The sequence below is a fragment of the Neorhizobium sp. LMR1-1-1.1 genome, from assembly GCF_040675795.1.
In the GTDB taxonomy this organism is placed as follows: Bacteria; Pseudomonadota; Alphaproteobacteria; order Rhizobiales; family Rhizobiaceae; genus Neorhizobium; species Neorhizobium cellulosilyticum.
The window spans coordinates 1,386,224-1,407,544 of sequence record NZ_JBEGHE010000001.1; the positions used below are offsets into that span (position 1 = coordinate 1,386,224).

The 21,321-nt window shown below is 60.2% G+C and carries 16 protein-coding genes; 7 read left to right on the top strand and 9 right to left on the bottom strand.

Features of this window, described 5'->3' with window-relative positions; genetic code table 11:
- Positions 1–12: 12 nt before the first annotated feature.
- The 4 genes from MRBLMR1_RS06745 (at position 13) to MRBLMR1_RS06760 (ending at position 5,384) form a co-directional block, all read left to right on the top strand.
- Positions 13–1,086, top strand: a complete 1,074-nt coding sequence (locus tag MRBLMR1_RS06745; protein WP_148144778.1) for a BMP family ABC transporter substrate-binding protein — start codon at positions 13–15, stop codon at positions 1,084–1,086.
- A 135-nt stretch (positions 1,087–1,221) separates the two neighbouring features.
- Positions 1,222–2,583 carry a bifunctional UDP-N-acetylglucosamine diphosphorylase/glucosamine-1-phosphate N-acetyltransferase GlmU gene (gene glmU / locus MRBLMR1_RS06750; protein WP_148144777.1) on the top strand — a complete coding sequence of 454 codons (1,362 nt, stop codon included), beginning with the start codon at positions 1,222–1,224 and terminating at the stop codon, positions 2,581–2,583.
- 110 nt (positions 2,584–2,693) lie between these two features.
- Positions 2,694–4,520, top strand: coding sequence for a glutamine--fructose-6-phosphate transaminase (isomerizing) (glmS, locus tag MRBLMR1_RS06755; RefSeq protein ID WP_500064009.1), 1,827 nt, complete (start codon positions 2,694–2,696; stop codon positions 4,518–4,520).
- Positions 4,521–4,634: 114 nt separating this feature from the next.
- The gene (locus tag MRBLMR1_RS06760) at positions 4,635–5,384 is read left to right on the top strand and encodes a DUF502 domain-containing protein (RefSeq protein ID WP_148144775.1); all 750 of its coding nucleotides are present in this window, start codon (positions 4,635–4,637) and stop codon (positions 5,382–5,384) included.
- Here the strand turns inward: MRBLMR1_RS06760 and recG are convergent.
- The gene (gene recG, locus MRBLMR1_RS06765) at positions 5,362–7,467 is read right to left on the bottom strand and encodes an ATP-dependent DNA helicase RecG (RefSeq protein WP_148144774.1); all 2,106 of its coding nucleotides are present in this window, start codon (positions 7,465–7,467) and stop codon (positions 5,362–5,364) included. The two genes, MRBLMR1_RS06760 and recG, sit on opposite strands and share 23 nt — an antisense overlap.
- Positions 7,468–7,557: 90 nt before the next feature.
- Between recG and MRBLMR1_RS06770 the strand changes: the two genes are divergently transcribed.
- Positions 7,558–7,881: a succinate dehydrogenase assembly factor 2 gene (locus tag MRBLMR1_RS06770; RefSeq protein WP_148144773.1), complete on the top strand. Its 324-nt coding sequence runs from the start codon at positions 7,558–7,560 to the stop codon at positions 7,879–7,881.
- A complete protein-coding gene (mfd, locus tag MRBLMR1_RS06775; protein ID WP_148144772.1) occupies positions 7,878–11,396 on the top strand; it encodes a transcription-repair coupling factor in 3,519 nt (1,172 codons plus the stop codon). The genes MRBLMR1_RS06770 and mfd overlap by 4 nt, the downstream gene beginning before the upstream one ends.
- A gap of 641 nt (positions 11,397–12,037) precedes the next feature.
- Here the strand turns inward: mfd and MRBLMR1_RS06780 are convergent.
- Genes MRBLMR1_RS06780 through MRBLMR1_RS06790 form a run of 3 tightly spaced genes read right to left on the bottom strand, consistent with a single transcriptional unit; the run spans position 12,038 to position 15,502 of the window.
- Positions 12,038–12,979 carry an EamA family transporter gene (locus tag MRBLMR1_RS06780; RefSeq protein ID WP_148144285.1) on the bottom strand — a complete coding sequence of 314 codons (942 nt, stop codon included), beginning with the start codon at positions 12,977–12,979 and terminating at the stop codon, positions 12,038–12,040.
- Positions 12,980–12,999: 20 nt separating this feature from the next.
- Positions 13,000–13,671 carry a DsbA family oxidoreductase gene (locus MRBLMR1_RS06785; RefSeq protein WP_148144286.1) on the bottom strand — a complete coding sequence of 224 codons (672 nt, stop codon included), beginning with the start codon at positions 13,669–13,671 and terminating at the stop codon, positions 13,000–13,002.
- A 25-nt stretch (positions 13,672–13,696) separates the two neighbouring features.
- Positions 13,697–15,502, bottom strand: a complete 1,806-nt coding sequence (locus MRBLMR1_RS06790; RefSeq protein ID WP_148144287.1) for an extracellular solute-binding protein — start codon at positions 15,500–15,502, stop codon at positions 13,697–13,699.
- Between the two features lie 276 nt (positions 15,503–15,778).
- Here MRBLMR1_RS06790 and MRBLMR1_RS06795 point away from each other — a divergent pair, with 276 nt between their 5' ends.
- A complete protein-coding gene (locus MRBLMR1_RS06795) occupies positions 15,779–16,426 on the top strand; it encodes an invasion associated locus B family protein (protein WP_148144288.1) in 648 nt (215 codons plus the stop codon).
- Positions 16,427–16,623: 197 nt separating this feature from the next.
- Here the strand turns inward: MRBLMR1_RS06795 and MRBLMR1_RS06800 are convergent, their stop codons facing one another.
- From MRBLMR1_RS06800 to purL, 5 genes are all read right to left on the bottom strand, one after another.
- Entirely contained in the window at positions 16,624–17,805 is a 1,182-nt protein-coding gene (locus MRBLMR1_RS06800; RefSeq protein WP_500064046.1) for a multidrug effflux MFS transporter, read from the bottom strand.
- Between the two features lie 143 nt (positions 17,806–17,948).
- The gene (gene grxD, locus MRBLMR1_RS06805) at positions 17,949–18,281 is read right to left on the bottom strand and encodes a Grx4 family monothiol glutaredoxin (RefSeq protein ID WP_148144290.1); all 333 of its coding nucleotides are present in this window, start codon (positions 18,279–18,281) and stop codon (positions 17,949–17,951) included.
- 119 nt (positions 18,282–18,400) lie between these two features.
- Positions 18,401–18,640, bottom strand: a complete 240-nt coding sequence (locus MRBLMR1_RS06810) for a hypothetical protein (RefSeq protein ID WP_148144291.1) — start codon at positions 18,638–18,640, stop codon at positions 18,401–18,403.
- A 4-nt stretch (positions 18,641–18,644) separates the two neighbouring features.
- Positions 18,645–18,881 (bottom strand): BolA family protein, encoded by a 237-nt coding sequence (locus MRBLMR1_RS06815; RefSeq protein WP_148144292.1) that lies wholly within the window; start codon positions 18,879–18,881, stop codon positions 18,645–18,647.
- Positions 18,882–19,051: 170 nt separating this feature from the next.
- Positions 19,052–21,259, bottom strand: a complete 2,208-nt coding sequence (purL, locus tag MRBLMR1_RS06820; RefSeq protein ID WP_500064010.1) for a phosphoribosylformylglycinamidine synthase subunit PurL — start codon at positions 21,257–21,259, stop codon at positions 19,052–19,054.
- Between the last annotated feature and the right edge of the window lie 62 nt (positions 21,260–21,321).

Consider the following 21,321-nt stretch of genomic DNA (forward strand, 5'->3'; position numbering starts at 1 on the left):
AGAGGTTGGAAAATGAAAAAACTCATCATTGCGCTGGCTGCTACTGCTGCCGTGCTCGGCGGTTTTGCCGGTAGCGCGTCGGCTCAGGAAAAGAAGAAGATCTGCTTCATCTATGTCGGTTCCAAGACCGACGGTGGCTGGACCCAGGCGCACGATATCGGACGCCAGGCGCTGCAGAAGGCTCTCGACGACAAGATCGAGACGCCGTTCCTCGAAAGCGTGCCGGAAGGCCCGGATGCCGAGCGCGCCATCGAGCGCATGGCTCGCTCCGGCTGCGCCCTGATCTACACGACCTCGTTCGGCTTCATGGATGCAACGGTCAAGGTCGCCGCAAAATTCCCGAACGTGAAGTTCGAGCACGCCACCGGTTTCAAGGCTGCCGAAAACCTTTCGACCTACAATTCGCGCTTCTATGAAGGCCGTTACATCCAGGGCCAGATTGCAGCCAAGATGTCGAAGAAGGGCGTCGCCGGTTACATCGCCTCCTTCCCGATCCCGGAAGTGGTCATGGGCATCAACGCCTTTGAACTGGGCGCAAAGTCGGTCAATCCGGAATTCAAGCTGAAGGTCGTCTGGGCCAATACCTGGTTCGACCCGGGCAAGGAAGCTGATGCCGCCAAGGCACTGATCGACCAGGGCGTCGATATCCTCACCCAGCACACCGATACGACCGCTCCGATGCAGGTTGCTGCCGAGCGCGGCATTCTCGCTTTCGGTCAGGCTTCCGACATGATCGCAGCCGGCCCGAAGACGCAGCTGACGGCAATCGTCGACACCTGGGGCGCCTATTACATCAAGCGCACCAAGGCGGTTCTCGACGGCTCGTGGAAGTCTGAACAGATCTGGGACGGACTGAAGGACGGCATCCTGACCATGGCACCATATACCAACATGCCGGATGACGTGAAGGCGATGGCCGAAGAGACCGAAGCCAAGATCAAGTCGGGCGAGTTGCACCCGTTCACCGGCCCGATCAACAAGCAGGACGGTTCGGAATGGCTGAAGGCCGGCGAAAAGGCCGAAGACGGCGTTCTGCTCGGCATGAACTTCTACATCGAAGGCGTGGACGACAAGCTGCCGAAGTGAGCTTTTTCCGCGTTACAGATCGAAAGGGCGTCTTCGGGCGCCCTTTCTTTTTATGTCGTTGAGACACAAGCCGTTTATCGCCCTGCAAGATTGTTGCTGCTAAACAGCGAGCAAATGCCGAAGGAGATTCCCTAAATGAGCCGTTCCTGCCTTGCCGTCATTCTCGCTGCGGGCGACAGCACGCGGATGAAGTCGTCGATGTCGAAAGTGCTGCATCCGGTCGCAAACCGCCCGATGATCGCGCATGTTATGGCGGCGGTGGCTTCTGCGGGAATGACCGACGCGGCGCTGGTGGTGGGCCGCGATGCCGAAAAGGTCGCCAAGGCCGGATCGCTCGACGGGATTTCGGTGAAGAGCTTTCTGCAGACAGAGCGACTCGGGACAGGCCATGCAGTGCTTGCTGCCCGTGAGGCGATTGCCGGAGGTTTCGACGATGTTCTCGTCGCCTATGGAGACGTGCCGCTGATCACGGCCGCTCCCTTTGCTGCCGCGCGTGAAAAACTGGCCGAGGGCGCCGATGTTGTCGTCATCGGTTTTCATACCGACAAGCCTTTCGGCTACGGCCGGTTGCTGGTCGAGAACGGCGAACTCGTCGCCATCCGCGAAGAAAAGGATGCTACCGACGAAGAGCGCAAGGTCACCTGGTGCAATAGCGGGCTGATGGCGATCAATGGGAAGAAGGCGCTCGCGCTGCTCGACAAGATCGGTAACAGCAATGCCAAGGGCGAATATTACCTCACCGACCTCGTCGAGATTGCCCGCGCCGAAGGCGGCAAGGTGGTCGCGGTCGATGCGCCGGAAACGGAACTGACCGGCTGCAACAACCGCGCCGAACTCGCCGTCATCGAAAAGCTCTGGCAGGAGCGTCGTCGCCACCAACTGATGGTGTCGGGCGTTTCGATGATCGCACCGGAAACCGTGTTCCTCTCGTTTGATACCGAGATCGGCCAGGACGCGCTGATCGAGCCGAATGTGGTGTTTGGTCCGGGCGTGACGATCGATGGCGGCGCGGTCATCCATGCCTTCTCGCATATCGAGGGTGCCCATGTGAGCGCCGGCGCAACCGTCGGCCCATTTGCGCGGCTTCGTCCGGGCGCTGACCTGGCCGAAGGTTCCAAGGTTGGCAATTTCTGCGAGGTAAAAAACGGCAAGATCAGCGAGGGCGCGAAGGTCAACCATCTGACCTATATCGGTGATGCAGTGGTCGGTGCGCATGCCAATATCGGCGCGGGCACGATCACCTGCAATTATGACGGCGTGAACAAGCACCAGACGGTAATCGGCGCAAACAGTTTTGTCGGTTCCAATTCGTCGCTTGTGGCACCGGTTTCGATTGGCGACGGCGCCTATGTCGCGTCGGGCAGTGTAATCACGGAAAATGTGCCGGCCGATGCTTTGGCATTGGGGCGAGCTAGGCAAGAAGTGAAGCCTGAGCGGGCAAAGCTGATTCGTGAACGGGCGCTGGCGATAAAGGCTGCCAGGAAGCCTGCAAAATAGAGATTGCGGCGCGTTACGCGCCGATACCGAAAGTGACGAATGCGGCGATTGCGCAAGTGCAGCAATCGTCTAGGACTTGCGTCCAGCTGATTTATCGAAAGGTTTTTTGCATGTGCGGAATTGTTGGGATCGTTGGTCGAGAGCCGGTGGCTGCGCGTCTGGTAGATGCGCTGCGCAGGCTTGAATATCGCGGTTATGATTCCGCCGGTGTTGCGACGATCCATGAGGGCAGGCTCGACCGTCGTCGCGCGGAAGGCAAGCTGTTCAATCTGGAAAAGAAGCTCGATGGCGAACCACTACCGGGCACAATCGGTATAGCACACACGCGCTGGGCGACCCATGGCGTGCCGAACGAGACCAATGCCCACCCGCATTTCGTCGATGGTGTGGCGGTCGTTCATAACGGCATTATCGAGAACTTTTCCGAACTGAAGGACGAGCTGATTGCTGACGGCGCGGTTTTTACCAGCCAGACGGATACGGAAGTCGTCGCCCATCTGCTCGCCAAATACACGCGCGAAGGCAAGACCCATCGCGAGGCGATGCTTGCCATGCTGAACCGCGTTTCCGGCGCCTACGCGCTGGTGGTGATGTTCCAGGATGATCCGGGCACGATTCTCTCCGCCCGTTTCGGGCCGCCGCTCGCCATCGGCCACGGCAAGGGCGAGATGTTCCTTGGCTCGGACGCGATTGCGCTGTCGCCGTTCACCAACGAGATCACCTATCTGGTGGATGGCGACTGCGCCATCATCAGCCACAAGGGTCTCGAGGTGATGGATTATGAGGGCAAGCCGGTTACGCGCAAGAGCCAGATTTCCCAGGCGACCGCCTTCATGGTCGACAAGGGCAATCACCGGCATTTCATGGAGAAGGAAATCTACGAGCAGCCGGAGATCATCTCCCATGCGCTCAGCCATTACATCGATTTCGCCAGCCATACGGTGAAGGCGACCGACAAGTCGATCGATTTCTCCAAGCTCTCGGGCCTCGCCATTTCCGCTTGCGGCACGGCCTATCTTGCCGGTCTCGTCGGCAAATACTGGTTCGAGCGGTATGCGCGCCTGCCGGTCGAAATCGATGTCGCATCCGAATTCCGCTACCGCGAACTGCCGCTGTCGCCGACACAGGCAGCACTTTTCATCTCGCAGTCGGGTGAAACCGCCGACACGCTTGCCTCGCTGCGCTATTGCAAAGATGAGGGGCTGAAGATCGGCGCGATCGTCAATGTCCGCGAATCGACGATTGCGCGGGAATCCGATGCGATCTTCCCGATCCTCGCAGGCCCCGAAATCGGCGTAGCCTCGACCAAGGCATTTACCTGCCAGCTGGCCGTGCTCGCCAGCCTATCAATTGCCGCCGGTCGTGCACGGGGCACGGTTTCCGAGGCCGAAGAAAAAGCGATGGTCAAACATCTCGCGGAGATGCCGCGGATCATGAGCAAGGTGCTGAACGAGATAGAGCCGGTGATTGAAACTTTGTCGCGCGATCTGTCGCGTTTCAAGGACGTGCTTTATCTTGGCCGTGGCACCAGCTTCCCGCTTGCCATGGAAGGCGCGCTGAAGCTCAAGGAAATCTCCTACATCCACGCTGAAGGTTATGCGGCCGGTGAGTTGAAGCATGGGCCGATCGCGCTGATCGACGAGCACATGCCGGTGATCGTTATCGCCCCGCATGACCGGTTCTTCGAAAAGACCGTATCGAACATGCAGGAAGTGGCGGCCCGCGGCGGCAAGATCATCTTCATAACCGATGAAAAGGGAGCCGCTGCCTCCAAGCTCGAAACCATGGCGACGATCACGCTGCCGAATGTCGACGAAATCATCGCACCGATGATCTTCTCGCTGCCGATCCAGCTTCTGGCCTATCACACCGCCGTGTTCATGGGCACCGATGTGGACCAGCCGAGGAACCTTGCCAAGTCCGTCACAGTTGAGTGATGTCGGCGGTTTAAGGGTTTCCTTGCATCGCAGCAAACCATCCTGCATTGTCGCATCACAAGAATGCGGCAATGCCCAATCGTGATTCGGGCCGAAATTTCATAGGAAGATCAGATGAGTGAAAGCCCCGAGCGCATTTCCATGGCGGGTCGGCTCAGGAATAATTTCCTCACCGGTCTGATCATCTGCGCGCCGCTTGCCATCACCGTCTGGCTGACCTTCACCTTCATCGACTGGGCCGACAGCTGGGTGACGCCCTATCTGCCGCAGCGCTACAATCCGCAATATTATTTCGACGTGACGATCCCCGGCACCGGACTGCTCATCGCAGTCCTGTTCATCACCATTGTCGGTTTTCTCGGCAAGAACCTGATCGGCCGCTCGATCGTCAATTTCGGCGAGTCGATCCTGCAGCGAATGCCGCTGATCCGCAGTGTCTACAAAAGCATCAAGCAGATCTTCGAGACCGTCCTGCGCGAACAGTCCACCTCGTTCAAGAAATGCGGACTGATCGAGTTTCCAAGCCCCGGCATGTGGGCGCTGGTGTTCATCGCGGGCGACGCACAAGGTGAAATCGCGGCGAAACTGAACGAGAATGGCGAAGAGATGGTCGCGGTGTTCATGCCGCCAACCCCGGTTCCGACCGCAGGCTTCCTCATGTTCGTGCCGAAAAGCAAGATCGTCATGCTCGACATGACGCCGGAAGAGGGCGCCAAGCTGCTGATTTCCGGCGGCCTGATCGCGCCGGATTATAATCCGGGTGGAGCTGTGGTTCCGGCATTGCCTGCGCCGCGCAAGAAGGCAGCAAAGGCGCGCCGCAAGGGTGGCGAAGAAACCACCGTTATCCCGCCCGCAGAAACCTGATCGCCTCGTCGCGACGGTGCAGATATAGCAGCACCCGCACGGCCTCACCGCGTTCGCTGGTCAGGTCCGGGTCGCGATCGAGCAGATAGGTCGCGTCCTTGCGGGCGATTTCCAGAAGATCGGCATGAGCCGCCAGGCTGGCAATGCGGAAACCCGGCGTGCCGGACTGGCGGGTGCCGAGAAGCTCACCTTCGCCGCGCAGTTTCAGGTCCTCCTCGGCGATCAGGAACCCGTCCTCGCTGTCGCGCAGGATCGACAGGCGGGCATGGCCGGTTTCGCTTAATGGTCCCTTGTAGAGCAGAATGCAGGTTGACGCCTCGTCGCCACGACCCACACGGCCGCGCAGCTGATGCAACTGGGCAAGGCCGAAACGTTCTGCATGTTCGATCACCATGATCGTTGCATCCGGCACGTCGACGCCGACTTCGACGACTGTGGTGGCGACCAGCATGCGGATGTCGCCATTCTTGAAGGCGGCCATCACCGCGTCCTTTTCCGGACCCGCCATGCGGCCATGCACGAGGCCGACATTTTTCGCGCCGAGTTCTCGGGCAAGGACTGCGTGACGTTCTTCCGCCGACATCAGTTCGGAGACGTCGGATTCTTCGACCAGCGGGCAGATCCAATAGGCCTTCTTGCCCTCGGCAACGGCGCCTTTTAGTCGGCTAACGATGTTGCTGATGCGCTCGGTTGGGACGGTGACGGTCTGGATCGGTTTGCGGCCGGCGGGCTTTTCGGTGAGTTTCGATACGTCCATATCGCCAAAGGCGGCAAGCACCAGGGTTCGCGGGATCGGCGTTGCGGTCATCACCAGCATATGTGGAGAGATGCCCTTGGCCGTCAGGCGCAGGCGCTGGTGGACGCCGAAACGATGCTGTTCGTCGACAACCGCCATCATCAGGTTGGCGTAGCTCACCGTATCCTGAAACAGCGCATGGGTGCCGATGACGATCTGTGCTTCACCCGATGCTATGCGTTCGACGATCGCGTCGCGCTCGCGGCCCTTGGTGCGGCCGGTCAGAAGTTCGACGGTGACACCGGCGGCGCCTGCGAGTTTCGAGATGGTGGCAAAATGCTGGCGGGCGAGGATTTCGGTCGGGGCCATCAACACGGCCTGACCGCCGGCCTCGATGGCGGCCGCCATGGAAAGAAGCGCCACCAGTGTCTTGCCGGCGCCGACATCGCCCTGCAGCAGGCGCAGCATCCGGTCTTCGCCGGCCATATCCCTGATGATGTCGTCGACCGCCGCCTTCTGGCTCGGGGTCAGCGAGAAGGGCAGGGCGTGGACGATTTTTGCGGCGAGATCGCCCTTAACGCGGATCGGTTGGCCCGGCACCTTGCGTATCTTCTGGCGCACCAGAGCGAGCGAGACCTGTCCGGCGAGGAATTCGTCATAGGCCAGACGCCGACGGGCCGGGGCGTTGGGGTCTATGTCCTTTTCGTCCTCCGGGTGATGCAGGTTGCGGAAGGCATCTGCGACATCCGGAAAATTCTGTTTTTGCGTCAGTGGCGCATCGGCCCATTCCGGGAAGGCCGGCAGGCGCTCGACGGCGCCTTCGATGACCTTGCGCAATGTCTTCGGCGACAGGCCGGCGGTCAGCGGATAGACCGGCTCGACCAGAGCCAGGTTCTGCGCTTCGGAGACTTTTACCATGAAATCCGGATGGACCATCGAGGCCCGGCCGTTGAACCAGTCGACCTTGCCGCTGACCATGACCTGCTCATCTACCGGCAATGATTTCGACAGCCAGTCGCCCTTGGCGCGGAAGAAGGTCAGCGCCAGTTCGCCGGTATCGTCGTGAAGAAACACGCGGTAGGGCTGGTTGGTGCCGCGCGCCGGCGGTTGGTGACGGTCGACACGTCCCTCGATGGTGACAATCGTTCCCTGAGGCGCTAGCGCGATGCCGGGGCGGTTGCGCCGGTCGATCAGCGAGAAGGGTGCGTGGAAAAGAAGGTCGACGACACGGCAGTCTTCGGCGTCCTCGCGGCCCGTCACTTTGGCGATCAGGTCAGCGATCTTCGGCCCGACACCGGGCAGCGACGAGGCGGAAGCAAAGAGGGGATCGAGTATGGCTGGGCGCATGGGCGGTTAAATGGGGCAAGTTTTGGCCATTTGGCAAGGTGACGCGCGCGCATTTTGATCCTATATGAACCGCAAAACAGGGATTTGCACATGACTGGATTGGCACGCACGAGCGCCGACCTCGACCCGCGCCGCAGGCGTATTCTCTATCGTTGCTGGCATCGCGGTATTCGCGAGATGGATCTCGTTTTCGGCTCGTTTGCCGAGGCGGAGATAGCCAAGCTTTCGGACACGGAACTCGACGAGTTCGAACAGATCATGGGCGAGGACGATCACGACCTGCATGCCTGGATCACCGGGGCTATGGTTCTTCCCGAAGATCGCAACACGCCGCTGTTTGCGCGTGTCGCAGCCTACAAGCCGGATTTCGATCCTGTCACGAAAGAGTCGCTGAAAGAGAAACTCGGCCAATGATTTCCGGTTTTGATGCGAAGAAGATCGCGGCCGCTTCCCAGCCGCTGACGGTCGGCAATGTGCCGCCCGGCATGGAGCCGATGGTGCTGGCGGAGCTTGCGCGTTCGGGCCAGTCGGTGGCCTATGTGCTGTCCGATGGTCAGCGCATGCCGGATCTGGAGCAGATGCTCTCCTTCGTCGCGCCGGAAATTCCCGTCCTGACCCTGCCGGCCTGGGACTGCCTGCCTTACGACCGCGTTTCTCCTAGCGCCGATGTCTCTGCGCGGAGACTGGCGGCGCTGTCGGGTCTGATTGCGCACGCGAAGAAGCCGCATCCGGCGATCGTGCTCGTCACCGTCAATGCGATGCTACAGAAGATCGCGCCGGCGGAAATCATCGAGAGCCTGGCGTTTTCGGCAAAACCCGGCAACCAGATCCGCATGGACGATATTGCCGCTCGTCTTGAGCGTAATGGTTTCGACCGCGTGTCGACCGTGCGTGAAGTCGGTGAATTTGCGGTGCGCGGCGGCATTCTCGACGTCTTCGTGCCGGGAACGGAAGAGCCGGTGCGGCTCGATTTCTTCGGCGATACGCTGGAAAGCATCCGCTCGTTCGATCCGGCAAGCCAGCGCACGACGGGGCAGGCGCGCTCGCTCGATCTCAACCCGATGAGCGAAGTGACGCTGACACCTGATACAATCAGCCGGTTTCGCACCAATTATCTGTCACTGTTCGGTGCGGCCACCCGCGACGATGCGCTTTATCAGGCCGTTTCCGAAGGCCGTCGTTATGCCGGCATGGAGCATTGGCTGCCACTGTTTTACGAAAAGCTGGAAACGGCTTTTGATTATCTCGCAGGTTTTCGGATCGTCACCGATCACACGGCGCGTGAGGCGGCGGCGGAACGTTCGAAGCTGGTCATCGACTACTTTGAGGCTCGCCGTGATCAGGGATCTCAGGGCAAAGGGGCGGCCGCCCATTCGACGCCCTACAAGCCGGTTTCGCCCGGCCAGCTTTATCTCGACGGCAAGGCGTTTGCCTCGGCTCTGGACGAGGTTGCAGCGCTTCGCCTGACGCCGTTCAACGAGATGGATGCGTCGGGTCGCCCGGTGGTGACACTCGATGCGCATACCGGTCCGCGCTGGGCGAAAAGCCAGGCGGAAGCCAGCTCCGAGACGCAGGATCGCGATGAGCGGGTGAATGTCTTCGATCTCGTCGTCAAGCATATCGCCGACAAGCGGGCCGAAGGCACGAAGGTTCTCGTCACCGGTTGGTCGGTGGGTTCGCTCGACCGCCTTCTGCAGGTGCTCGACGAGCGCGGGCTGAAGCGGATCAAGCCGATCGAAAAGCTTGCCGATCTCGAAAAACTGGACAAGGGCGAGGCGGCATCGGCGGTGATGAGCCTAGAATCCGGTTTCGAGACGGGCAATATCGCCGTCATCGGCGAACAGGATATTCTGGGCGACCGAATGGTTCGTCGCGGCAAGCGGCGTAAGCGCGGAGCGGATTTTCTTACCGAGGTGGCGGGTCTCGACGAAGGCTCGCTGGTCGTTCATGCCGAACATGGTATCGGCAAGTTTGTCGGGCTGATCACGATAGAGGCGGCCGGTGCGCCGCGCGCCTGCCTTGAGCTACATTATGCCGATCAGGCGAAGCTGTTCCTGCCGGTCGAAAATATCGATCTTCTGTCGCGCTACGGTTCGGATGCGGCGGAAGCCAATCTCGACCGGCTCGGCGGTGGTGCATGGCAGGCCCGCAAGGCGAAGCTGAAGAAACGCCTGCTCGACATGGCAGGCGATCTTATCCGCATCGCTGCGACCCGCATGGTGCGCAAGGCGCCGGTTCTGGCGACGCCGGAAGGGCTCTATGACGAGTTCGCCGCCCGTTTCCCGTATGACGAGACGGAAGACCAGGAAAACGCCATCGAATCGGTGCGCGAAGATCTCGCCGCCGGGCGTCCGATGGATCGCCTTGTTTGCGGCGATGTCGGCTTCGGCAAGACGGAAGTGGCGCTGCGTGCGGCCTTCTTCGCCGCGATGAACGGGGCACAGGTGGCGGTCGTCGTGCCGACCACGCTTCTGTCGCGTCAGCATTTCAGGACATTCTCCGAGCGGTTCCGTGGCCTGCCGATCAGGATCGCGCAGGCGTCCCGCCTCGTCTCGGCCAAGGAGCTGGCGCAGACCAAGAAGGATATTGCCGAGGGCAAGGTCGATATCGTTGTCGGCACGCATGCGCTGCTCGGCGCCGGCATCCAGTTCGCCAATCTCTCGCTTCTCATCATCGACGAGGAGCAGCATTTCGGCGTGAAGCACAAGGAACGGCTGAAGGACCTGAAGACCGACGTGCATGTGCTGACGCTGTCGGCCACGCCGATCCCGCGCACGCTGCAGCTGGCGATGACCGGTGTTCGCGAACTGTCGCTGATCACGACGCCGCCGGTCGACCGCATGGCGGTGCGCACTTTCATCTCGCCGTTCGATCCGCTGGTGATCCGCGAGACGCTGATGCGCGAGCATTATCGCGGTGGCCAGAGTTTTTACGTCTGCCCGCGTTTGGCGGATCTCGCCGATATCCAGGCTTTCCTGCAGTCGGACGTACCGGAGCTCAAGGTCGCGGTGGCTCATGGCCAGATGGCGGCGGGCGAGCTGGAGGACATCATGAATGCCTTCTATGACGGCAAATATGATGTGCTTCTGTCGACGACGATCGTCGAATCCGGTCTCGACGTGCCGACGGCCAATACGCTGATCGTCCACCGCGCCGACATGTTCGGTCTGGCGCAGCTCTACCAGCTGCGTGGCCGTGTCGGACGCTCGAAGGTGAGGGCGTTTGCGCTGTTCACCCTGCCGGTCAACAAGACGCTGACGCAGATGGCGGATCGCCGCCTCAAGGTGCTGCAGTCGCTCGACACGCTTGGCGCGGGCTTCCAGCTGGCGAGCCACGATCTGGATATTCGCGGCGCGGGCAATCTGCTCGGCGAGGAACAGTCCGGCCATATCAAGGAGGTCGGTTTCGAGCTTTACCAGCAGATGCTGGAGGAGGCGGTCGCTGAGGTGAAGGGTGAGGACGAGATCGTCGATACCGGTTGGTCGCCGCAGATTTCCGTCGGCATCACCACGATGATCCCCGAAAACTACGTGCCGGATCTTCATCTGCGCATGGGCCTCTATCGCCGTCTCGGCGAGGTGCAGGAGCTTTCGGAAATCGACGGCTTTGGCGCGGAAATGGTGGATCGGTTCGGGCCGATGCCGCCGGAGGTGCAGAACCTGCTTAAGGTCGTCTATATCAAGACGCTCTGCCGCAAGGCGAATGTCGAGAAGGTCGATGCCGGTCCGAAGGGCGTTGTCATCGTCTTCCGCGACAAGCAGTTCCCCAACCCGGCCAATCTCGTTGGTTATATCGCCAAGCAGGGCTCGCTCGCCAAGATCAGGCCCGACCAGAGCATCTTCCTCAACCGCGACCTGCCGACGCCAACCAAGCGCCTGACGGCTGCGGCGCAGATCATGACGCAGTTTGCGGAGCTGGCGAAGGGGTGAGCCTGTGCCGGGGCTGAAGACGTCTGCCCCGGTATTGACACTATACTCCCTTGGCGATCCTCGGGTCTCACTTCGTTCGCCCGAGGAGGACGAGTGATTGAACGGACGGGGCGCTGAAAGCTGCCTCGTAGGTTAGTTTGTAAGTGACACCTCTCAGCGTCCCGTTCGGCAGTTTTTATCCGCGACTCCGGTCCCTCTGCCGTTGCCTTGCCGGATGGTGTTCGTTTGGCTTGATGGAAAACGGGCGAAACGACTTATCGCCAACCCTCCATGTCGCCGCCGCCGGGTTTCCCGCTTTCACGAGCGGACTTGAACGCCCGGCGAAACCATCCTTGAGGCCACCATGTGTGCCGCACAGGCACGTCCGACGCGCCGTTCGGGCATCAGAAGCGGCAGGCCGGTCCGAAACCTTGCCGCTTCCCCCGTGTCGCCGGAGGGAGACCATTTTCCGCGGACCCCGGTGATGACGGTTCACGTCGTCCCTTCACCCCCAGCGCCGATCCCGCCTCGCCGGCACGACTGCCGGTGTATCCGTGACGGAACGGGGAGATTGTAGGCATGAGGCGAGAGGGCGGGGATGGAAAAATGGCTAAGTGACTGAAATACCGTGAAGCGGGGCCGGGATCATCCCCGGCCTCTTGTCAGGACTTCTTGTCTCCGCCATCCGGCGCAATCATTGCTGCAGCCTGAGCGTTGGGGGCAACGGCGGGCGGAAGCGGCGTGCCGCGGACTTTCTCGCGCATCAGGGTCAAAAGACCAGAGCCGATGATCAGGACGATGCCGATGACCATGGGCAGATCGATATGGTCGCCGAAGACAAGATAGCCGAAGATCACCGCCCAGATCATCTGACTGTATTGGGTCGGTCCGATCAGCGTGGCAGGGGCGTAATTTGCCGCATACATGAGAAGGATGGCGGCAAGCGCTGCGAGCAGGCCGTAACCGGCGAGCCAGAGCCATTGTATCGCGGTCGGAGCCATAAAGCCGGGGACGGCAAGGGCGCCGCAGACGACCAGCGTTCCGAGCACGCCTGCGCCGTAAAGCGATATGTTCTTTTCCGACGGGCCCATGGCGCGGAAAACGACGATCGAGATGGCGCCGCTCAATCCGCCGAAGACGGCGCCGAGATGGCCGATCGACAATTCGCGGAAGCCTGGACGAAGGACCACCATGACGCCGATAAAGCCGATGACGACGGCGGACCAACGTTTCACGCCGACCTTCTCCTTCAAAAAGATTACCGACATGATGGTGACGAAGGAAGGAAGGAGGAAGATCAGCGCAAAGGCTTCCGCCATCGAAAGATGGGTGAATGCGGTGACGCTGCCGATCGTGCCGCCAGCCTGTGCAACAAAGCGCAAGAACCAGAGCGGTCGGTTGGTCGTATTGAAGATATCGGCCCAGCGATCTCCCTTCTTCATGATGAAGGGCAGGCCTACCAGGCAGAACGCCGCTCCGAGGAACGACGACTGATAGGGGCTGAGCTGCCCCTCGATCAGCTTGACGCTGGCGTCGCTAAAGGCATAGGCGGCGAATGCCGCAAAGGCGAGGAGGACACCCTTGAGGGTCTGATCTTTCTGCACGAACGTGTCTTTCTCGAAAATCAGATCATGCCCTTGCGGGCTTCGGCCTTGAGTCTCGCGATGTCGCGGAACGCGTCTGCAAGCACGTCGGGCGTCTGGGCGCCGCTGATGGCATATTGCCCGTCCATGATAAAGAAAGGAACGCCATTGACGCCCATCTTCTGTGCTGCATCGATTTCGCCGAGAATGAGGTCCTTGTCTGCATCGGACGCCAGCAGGTTTTCGATGAGCTTGCGGTTCATGCTGCAGCTTTCGGCGATTTCGGCAAGAACGGTGTGGTCACCGACATTTCTTCCGTCTTCGAAATTCGCCTTGAACAGAGCGGTGACAACGCGATCCTGAATTTCTCGGCTTTCCAGTGAGGCCCAATGGATCAGGCGATGGGCATCGAGCGTATTCGGTCCGATTTTTATCGCTTCGAAATTATAACGAATGCCCACTTCCAGGCCGAGCTTGGAGAGCATCTCGTGGCCGCGGGCGACGGCTTCGGCGCCGCCGAGTTTTTCTTCGAGATAGGCCTTCTGGTCCACGCCTTCCGGAGGGATGTCCGGGTTCAGCCGGTAGGGGCGCCAGTTGATGTCAATGCCGACTTCGCCCTGCACTTCGGCGATGGCGAGTTCGAGCCTTGCCTTGCCCAGATAACACCAGGGGCAGACGACATCCGAGACGAGGTCGATTGTGACACGCTCCATGGCGCTATCCTCTAAATATGAAAACTTATTGCGCCCGGTTATCCCACCAGGTGTTGAGCTGGTAGCCATAGAGCGGCAAGATTTCGGGATAACTTATATGCTTGCGTCGCGCTACCCATTGATTGGGTACATGATAGAGCGGCACGATATAGTGACCGGAAAGCAGCAGCCGGTCATAGGCCCGCACCGATGCCTGGAAATCCTCCTTCGAGCGGGCCGTCAGCATGGCCTCGATCAGGCGGTCGATGTCCGGGTCTGCCGTTCCAGCGAAATTGAAGCTGCCCTGAGCGTCGCGCGCAGTTGATCCCCAGCGGCCGATCTGCTCGATACCGGGGGACAGGGAGGACGGATAGGACTTGATGATCACGTCGTAGTCGAAGCTCGACGAGCGGGCCTGATATTGCGAATCATCGACGGTGCGGATGCGCATGTCGATGCCGATCAGCCTGAGACTGCGCTGGTAGGTGATGGCGAGCTTTTCCTGGTCCACGGTCTGCGCCATGACTTCGAAGGAGAGCTGACGGCCGCGCTCATCCGACATCCTGCCGTCCTTGATCGTGTAGCCGCCCATTGCCAGGAGATCGACCGCCTTTTTGAGAATGACGCGGTCGGCGCCGGAGCCGTCGGTTTTCGGCAGGTGATAGGTGCCGTCGAGCATTTCCGGTTCGATTCGGTCTTTCGCGGCACCGAGGATGTTCAGTTCGCGCTCATCGGCCGGTCTGCCGAGCGAGGAGAGCGGTGAACCCTGCCAGAAGCTTTCGGTGCGGGTATAGGCATTTTCGAACAGGTTGCGGTTTGCCCATTCGAAATCGAAGACGAGAGAGAGGCCGGCGCGGACATTAACGTCGGAAAAAAGAGCTCTCCGCGTATTAAAGACGAAGCCGAGCATGCCGGTCGGCAGCTGCGGGGTGAACGTATCCTTGATGACGTCACCGTTATGGGCGGCCGGGAAATCATAGGCGCGCTCCCAGTGGGTGGGGCTGCCTTCGAGGTAGACGTCGACTGCGCCTTTCTTGAAGGCTTCGAACATTGTCGATTCCTGCAGGAAATATTCGACCGAGATCCGGTCGTAATTATCGAAGCCAACCTTGGACGGAATATCCTTTCCCCAGTAATCCGGATTGCGCCCGTAAACGATGCGTTCGCCGGGGGCGACGGTCCTGATCAGATAAGGGCCGGAACCGATCGGCGGCTTCAGCGTCGACTGGTCGAACGAATCGGCGTCGATCGCGTGTTTCGGCAGGATAGGGGTGGAACTTGCAAGGATCAGCGGAAATTCGCGGTCGGCCTTTTCGTTGAAGGTGAAGCGCACGCCGTGCTCTCCGACCTTTTCCATTTTTGAAATCCGGTCGAGCCGCGATGAGAAGGGAACGCGACCCTTGTCGCGCAGCACTTCGAGCGAGAAGATCACATCATCCGGCGTTACCGGCTGGCCGTCCGACCAGCGGGCCTTGGGGTTCAGGTTGAACTGGATGAATGTGCGCTGATCGTCCCATTCGACCGATTCCGCCAGCAAGCCGTAAAGCGTGAAGGGTTCGTTGCCCGAGCGGGTCATCAGCGTTTCGTAGATCAGGTTGCCGAAAGCCGGATCCCAGATGCCGCGGGCCGTGGTGCGGATGCTCTTCAAGTTGAAGGGATTGAGGCTGTCATAGGTGCCGACCACGCCATAACGAACCGAACCGCCCTTCTTTACCTCGGGGTTGACGTAGTCGAAATGGCGATAGTCTGCGGGCAGGTTCGGCGCGCCGTGCATGGCAATACCGTGAACCGGGGCTGCTGCCAGCGGTAACGGCAGAAAGACCGCAATCAACAATATAAGATAGTGCCGCATAAGAACCCCGATAGGTATCGCCGATTCGCCGCAAAATAGACCAGTCTTGCCCTGCGACCAACCTCGTGCATTCCATAAAACAGCGGTGTTTACCGCTTACGTGTGTTCAAAAATCACGGCAGGGGCTGGATATCGGAGCGGCCGCGATGTAACAGAGGCACAAGAGATGGGGTCATTCAAAAGCCTCATTTGAACCTCAGGTGACACATCAGAACGACGCCCCGAGGGATTGAAGGCTTTGCCGCGTCCTAGGGTTTTCAGGAGACGGATCTCGTTATGAATCTTAAGGCTACCAAAGTTCTGCGGACGGCTATGTCCGCTCTGGCTCTTACCGTTGGCACGGCTGCCATGCCGTTCGCGGCATCGGCGCAGCAGGCCGCAGCACCGGCGGCGCCTGGCGCTCCTCCGCTCGGTTGGTTCAAGACCTGCACCAAGCAGGAAGATAGCGACCTTTGCGTGGTGCAGAACGTTATCCTTGCACAGAACGGCCAGCTGATCACCGCTGTCGGCCTGATCACGCTCGAAGGCAAGGTCAACCGCAAGATCCTTCAGGTGTCTGTACCGACCGCGCGTCTCGTTCCTCCTGGCGTCGTCATGCAGATCGATGGCGGCAAGGGCCAGAAGCTCGACTACACCGTCTGCCTGCCGGACAAGTGCACGGCTGAAGTTCCGCTGACCGACGCCATGATTGCCAGCCTGAAGAAGGGCAACGAGGTCGTCTTCACCTCGATGAACTTCCGTCGCGCTCCGAACCCGATCAAGGTTTCGCTCGGTGGCTTTACCGGCGCGTTCGACGGCCCGGCAATCACCCAGTCGCAGCTGGCTGAAAGCCAGCGTTCGCTGGAAGAAGGCATGCAGAAGAAGGCTGAAGAAGCCCGCAAGAAGCTGGAAGAAGCTCAGTCTGCTGCCAAGCAGGGTCAGTAAGACCTTTCTGACATACGATTTTCAAAGGAAAGGGCGCTCCTTCGGGGCGCCCTTTCTGTTTGTGCTGATGCCTGCTCCCTTTTCGTGGCGAGCCGTGAACAAGCAAAAGACCGCGACGCCATCAGCGCCGCGGTCTTTTCAATTGTCGGTGTGTCCTAAAGTCGCTCCGTTCGTCAGGAAAGGCGAGCTGAGCTTGTTCAGACCTTGGGATTGTGCGGATGGAACAGCTTGCCCTTTTCGCCGATCAGCACGAAGGCGAGACCGATAATCGAGACGGTGAAAAAGCCTGCGACCATCGGCAGCGCCGTATCGTTGAAGGACTGGCCGATCAAGGCGCCGATTGCAGCACCGCCGACAGTTCCCATGAAGCCGAGCACCGACGATGCCGTGCCGGCGACATGTCCCAAAGGTTCCATTGCCAGCGAGTTGAAGTTCGAGGCTATCCAGCCGAACTGGAACATGGTGAGCGCGAAAAGCAGCAGAAACAGAGGGAAGGGCATGGGCTGCGGGCCAAAAATCTGGATGAGAAGCCAGATCAGTGTGGTGGTGATGAAGCCGATCAGCGCGCCATGCGACAGGCGGCGCATACCGAAGCGCCCGACAAGCCGCGAGTTGAGGAAGGCCGACAGGGACATGAAGACCGCGACGGCTGCAAATGCCACGGGGAACCAGACGCCAAGACCGTAGATCTGATTGTAGACCTGCTCTGCGGAGTTGATGAAGCCGAACAGGGCGCCCAGGATGAACGTGCTTGCGAGCGTGTAGCAGAGCGCTACCCGGTTAGTCAGCACGATGATGAAGCCGGCCAGTACGGATGAAGCGGTGAACGGGCGCACATCATCCTCATGCAGCGTTTCGGGCAACCGCCTTGCCACCCACCAGGTGACGATAATGCCGACCACCGCGATGAAGGCGAAGATCAGGTGCCAGTTGCCGAAAAACAGGACAACCTGGCCGGTTCCCGGGGCAATGATGGGGACGATCATGAAGACCATCATGATGAGCGACATGACTTCGGCCATGGCGCGGCCGCCATAGACGTCGCGAACGATGGAAACCGAAATCACGCGTGTGGCGGCCGATCCGAGGCCCTGGATGAAGCGAAGGATCAGCAGGCCGGCAAAGCTTGGGATAAAAACGACGGCGATGGCGGAGACGATATAGATCCCGAGGCCCGCCAGGAGCGGCTTGCGACGGCCGAACCGGTCGGAAAGCGGCCCGTAGAGCAGTTGTGCGACGCCGAAGCCGAACAGATACGCAGAGACCACATACTGGCGATGGTTGGGGTCTTCGACGCCGAGCGATTCGCCGATCTGCTGCAGGCCGGGAAGCATGATGTCGATGGCGAGTGCATTCAGCGCCATCAGCGCCGCCATCATTGCAATGAATTCGGTTTTACCGACGCCTTGAAGGCGCGCAGACGGATTTTGTGAAGGATTTGTCACAACCATTTCCTTAAGAATGGGAAAGGCGCCGCGGGGGCGGCGCCTTCCTAAAAATCTTGGTCGTCCGGATTGACCGTTCAGGCTGCGCGTACGTTTACGCCCTGGCCTTCAAAATGGCTCTTGAGTTCGCCGGACTGGAACATTTCGCGGACGATATCGCAGCCGCCGATGAACTCACCCTTGACGTAGAGCTGCGGAATGGTCGGCCAGTTGGAATAGTCCTTGATGCCCTGACGGATTTCCGCGTCTGCAAGCACGTTGATGCCCTTGTAGTCGACGCCGAGGTAGTCGAGGATCTGGACGACCTGGCCGGAAAAACCACACTGGGGAAACTGCGGTGTGCCCTTCATGAAAAGCACGACGTCGTTGGTCTTGATTTCGTTGTTGATGAGATCGTTAATGCCGCTCATATCATATCCTTTCACATGCGGTTTCAAGGACCGCTGCGCTGCGCGTTGCCCTTAAATAGCAAGGCAGCCTTATTAATTCCAGCGCTGAATGCCAAATGCCCGGCGCAAAAGATGCAAACCTAGCGGCTGCGTTGCCTGCTACGGCTGGCCGTCGTCCGGCGTTTGCTAACCTGCTTGCGAGCGGGTTTGGCGTTGCGCGTGGTTGCCGCCTTCCGCTTGGTCGCACTCGTCGTCGTCGATGCTGGCTTTGCGGCGCGTTTCTTGCGCTTGCTTGCCGTCTTGCCGTGCGACTTGCCGAGCAATTCCTTGACCAGGCTTTCGACGACGCCGGTGACGATCTGGTTGACGAGGCTGTTCATGACGTCAATCCGCAGGAGCCGAGGTTTGAAGCGCCAGCGCGTGCAGCACGCCGCCCATATTGCCCTTCAGCGCATCGTAGACCATCTGGTGCTGCTGCACACGGCTCTTGCCGCGGAAGGCTTCCGCCACGACTTCGGCTGCGTAATGATCACCGTCGCCTGCAAGATCCCTGATGGTGACCTTGGCGCCGGGAATGCCCGCCTTGATCATGTCTTCGATTTCGCCGGGTCGCATGGGCATGCAGTTATGTCCTTCTTGTTTCTCCCGGAATCGCTGCCGGGTGCTTGTCCGTTTGAACACTGCCTCAAACTTTCGGCCCGGTCAAAGCGACAATGCCGGCGAAGATTACTCTTCGCCGGCATTGTCATCAATTCACAGAACCTTGCGAGGCGATTATGCCATGAAGGCGTTTAGGCCATGAAGGATGGGAACCACTTTTCGTGCGCTGCGGTCAGGTCGCTGACGGCGACGTTGACGACGCCTTCGACAACCAGCGCTTCACCGCCGACCTTGCCGAGCGTGCGGAACGGAACACCGGCGCTTTCGGCGCTGGCCTGGACGAAGTTTGCAAGATCGGCCGAAACGGCGATGACATAACGAGCCTGGTCTTCGCCGAAGAGAAGCGCGTGTGCCGGTCCCTGCTGGTCGGCGAGGCTTACCGTCATGCCCTTGTTCGACGCCATTGCCATTTCGGCAAGAGCGAGGCCAAGGCCGCCCGAGGAAATGTCGTGGCAGGCGGTGACCTGGGCATTGCGGATGACTGCACGGACGAATTCACCATTGCGGCGCTCGGCGACGAGATCGACCGTCGGGGCAGGGCCATCGGTCGAATCGAGCACGTCGCGCAGGTAGATCGACGAGCCGAGGTGGCTGCCGTCGGTGCCGATCATGATCAGCACGTCGCCACCCTTGGCCGAACCGACACGGGCCATCTTCTGCCAGTCGCCCATCAGGCCGACGCCGGCAATGGTCGGGGTCGGAAGAATGGCAACGCCGTTGGTCTCGTTGTAGAGCGAGACGTTGCCGGAGACGATCGGGAAGTCGAGCGCGGTGCAGGCTTCGCCGATGCCCTTGATGGCGCCGACGAGCTGACCCATGATTTCCGGCTTTTCAGGGTTGCCGAAATTGAGGTTGTCGGTGGCCGCCAGCGGCTCTGCGCCGGTGGCGACGATGTTGCGCCAGCATTCGGCAACCGCCTGCTTGCCGCCTTCATACGGATCGGCTTCGACGTAACGTGGGGTAACGTCGGAGGAGAAGGCGAGCGCCTTCGACGCATGGCCTTCGACGCGCACGACACCGGCATCGCCGCCCGGAAGCTGCAGCGAGTTGCCCTGGATCAGCGTGTCATACTGTTCCCAGACCCAGCGACGGCTGGACTGGTTCGGCGAGCCGACGAGCTTGAGGAGTGTGTCGTTGTAATCGGAAGGTTCTGCGACCTGCGAAGCGGGCAGGGCGTCGCGGACGGTGTGCTGGATCCATGGACGGTCATATTCCGGTGCCTGATCGCCGAGATCCTTGATCGGCAGGTCGGCAACTTCTTCGCCCTGATGAATGACGCGGAAACGCAGGTCGTCGGTGGTTTTGCCGACGATTGCGAAGTCGAGACCCCACTTAACGAAGATCGCCTTGGCGACTTCTTCCTTGGACGGCTCGAGAACCATGAGCATGCGCTCCTGGCTTTCCGAGAGCATCATTTCATAGGCGGTCATCTGCTCTTCGCGGACCGGGACCTTGTCGAGGTAGAGCTCGATGCCGAGGTCGCCCTTGGCGCCCATTTCGACGGCCGAGCAGGTGAGGCCGGCGGCACCCATATCCTGGATGGCGATGACCGCGCCGGTCTTCATCAGTTCGAGGCAGGCTTCGAGCAGGCACTTTTCGGTGAAGGGGTCGCCGACCTGAACCGTCGGGCGCTTTTCTTCGATCGACTCGTCGAATTCGGCCGATGCCATGGTGGCTCCGCCGACGCCGTCGCGGCCGGTCTTTGCACCGAGATAAACGACCGGCAGGCCGACGCCCTTGGCTTCGGAGAGGAAGATGCCGTCGGACTTTGCAAGGCCTGCCGCAAAGGCGTTGACGAGGATGTTGCCGTTGTAGCGCGGATCGAACTCGACTTCACCGCCAACGGTCGGTACGCCGAAGGAATTGCCGTAACCGCCCACACCGGCAACAACGCCCGAGACGAGATGCTTGGTCTTGGCATGGTCGGGAGCGCCGAAACGCAGGGCGTTCATCGCTGCAATCGGACGCGCGCCCATGGTGAAGACGTCGCGCAGGATGCCGCCGACGCCGGTCGCCGCACCCTGATAGGGTTCGATATAGGACGGGTGGTTGTGGCTCTCCATCTTGAAGACGACAACGTCGCCGTCATCGATATCGACGACACCGGCATTTTCGCCCGGTCCCTGGATGACGCGGCGGCCCTTGGTGGGCAGCGTGCGCAGCCATTTCTTGGAAGACTTGTAGGAGCAGTGCTCGTTCCACATGGCAGAGAAGATACCAAGCTCGGTGAAGCTCGGTTCGCGTCCGATCAGATCAAGAATGCGCTGGTACTCATCCGGCTTGAGGCCGTGAGAGGCAATGAGTTCCGGGGTGATCTGGCGGGAATTGGAGATCGTCATCTTTTATCCTGGAATGGCTGCCGGTCGGGGGCTTTTGGCGCCTCTTTAACCTAACTATGGCG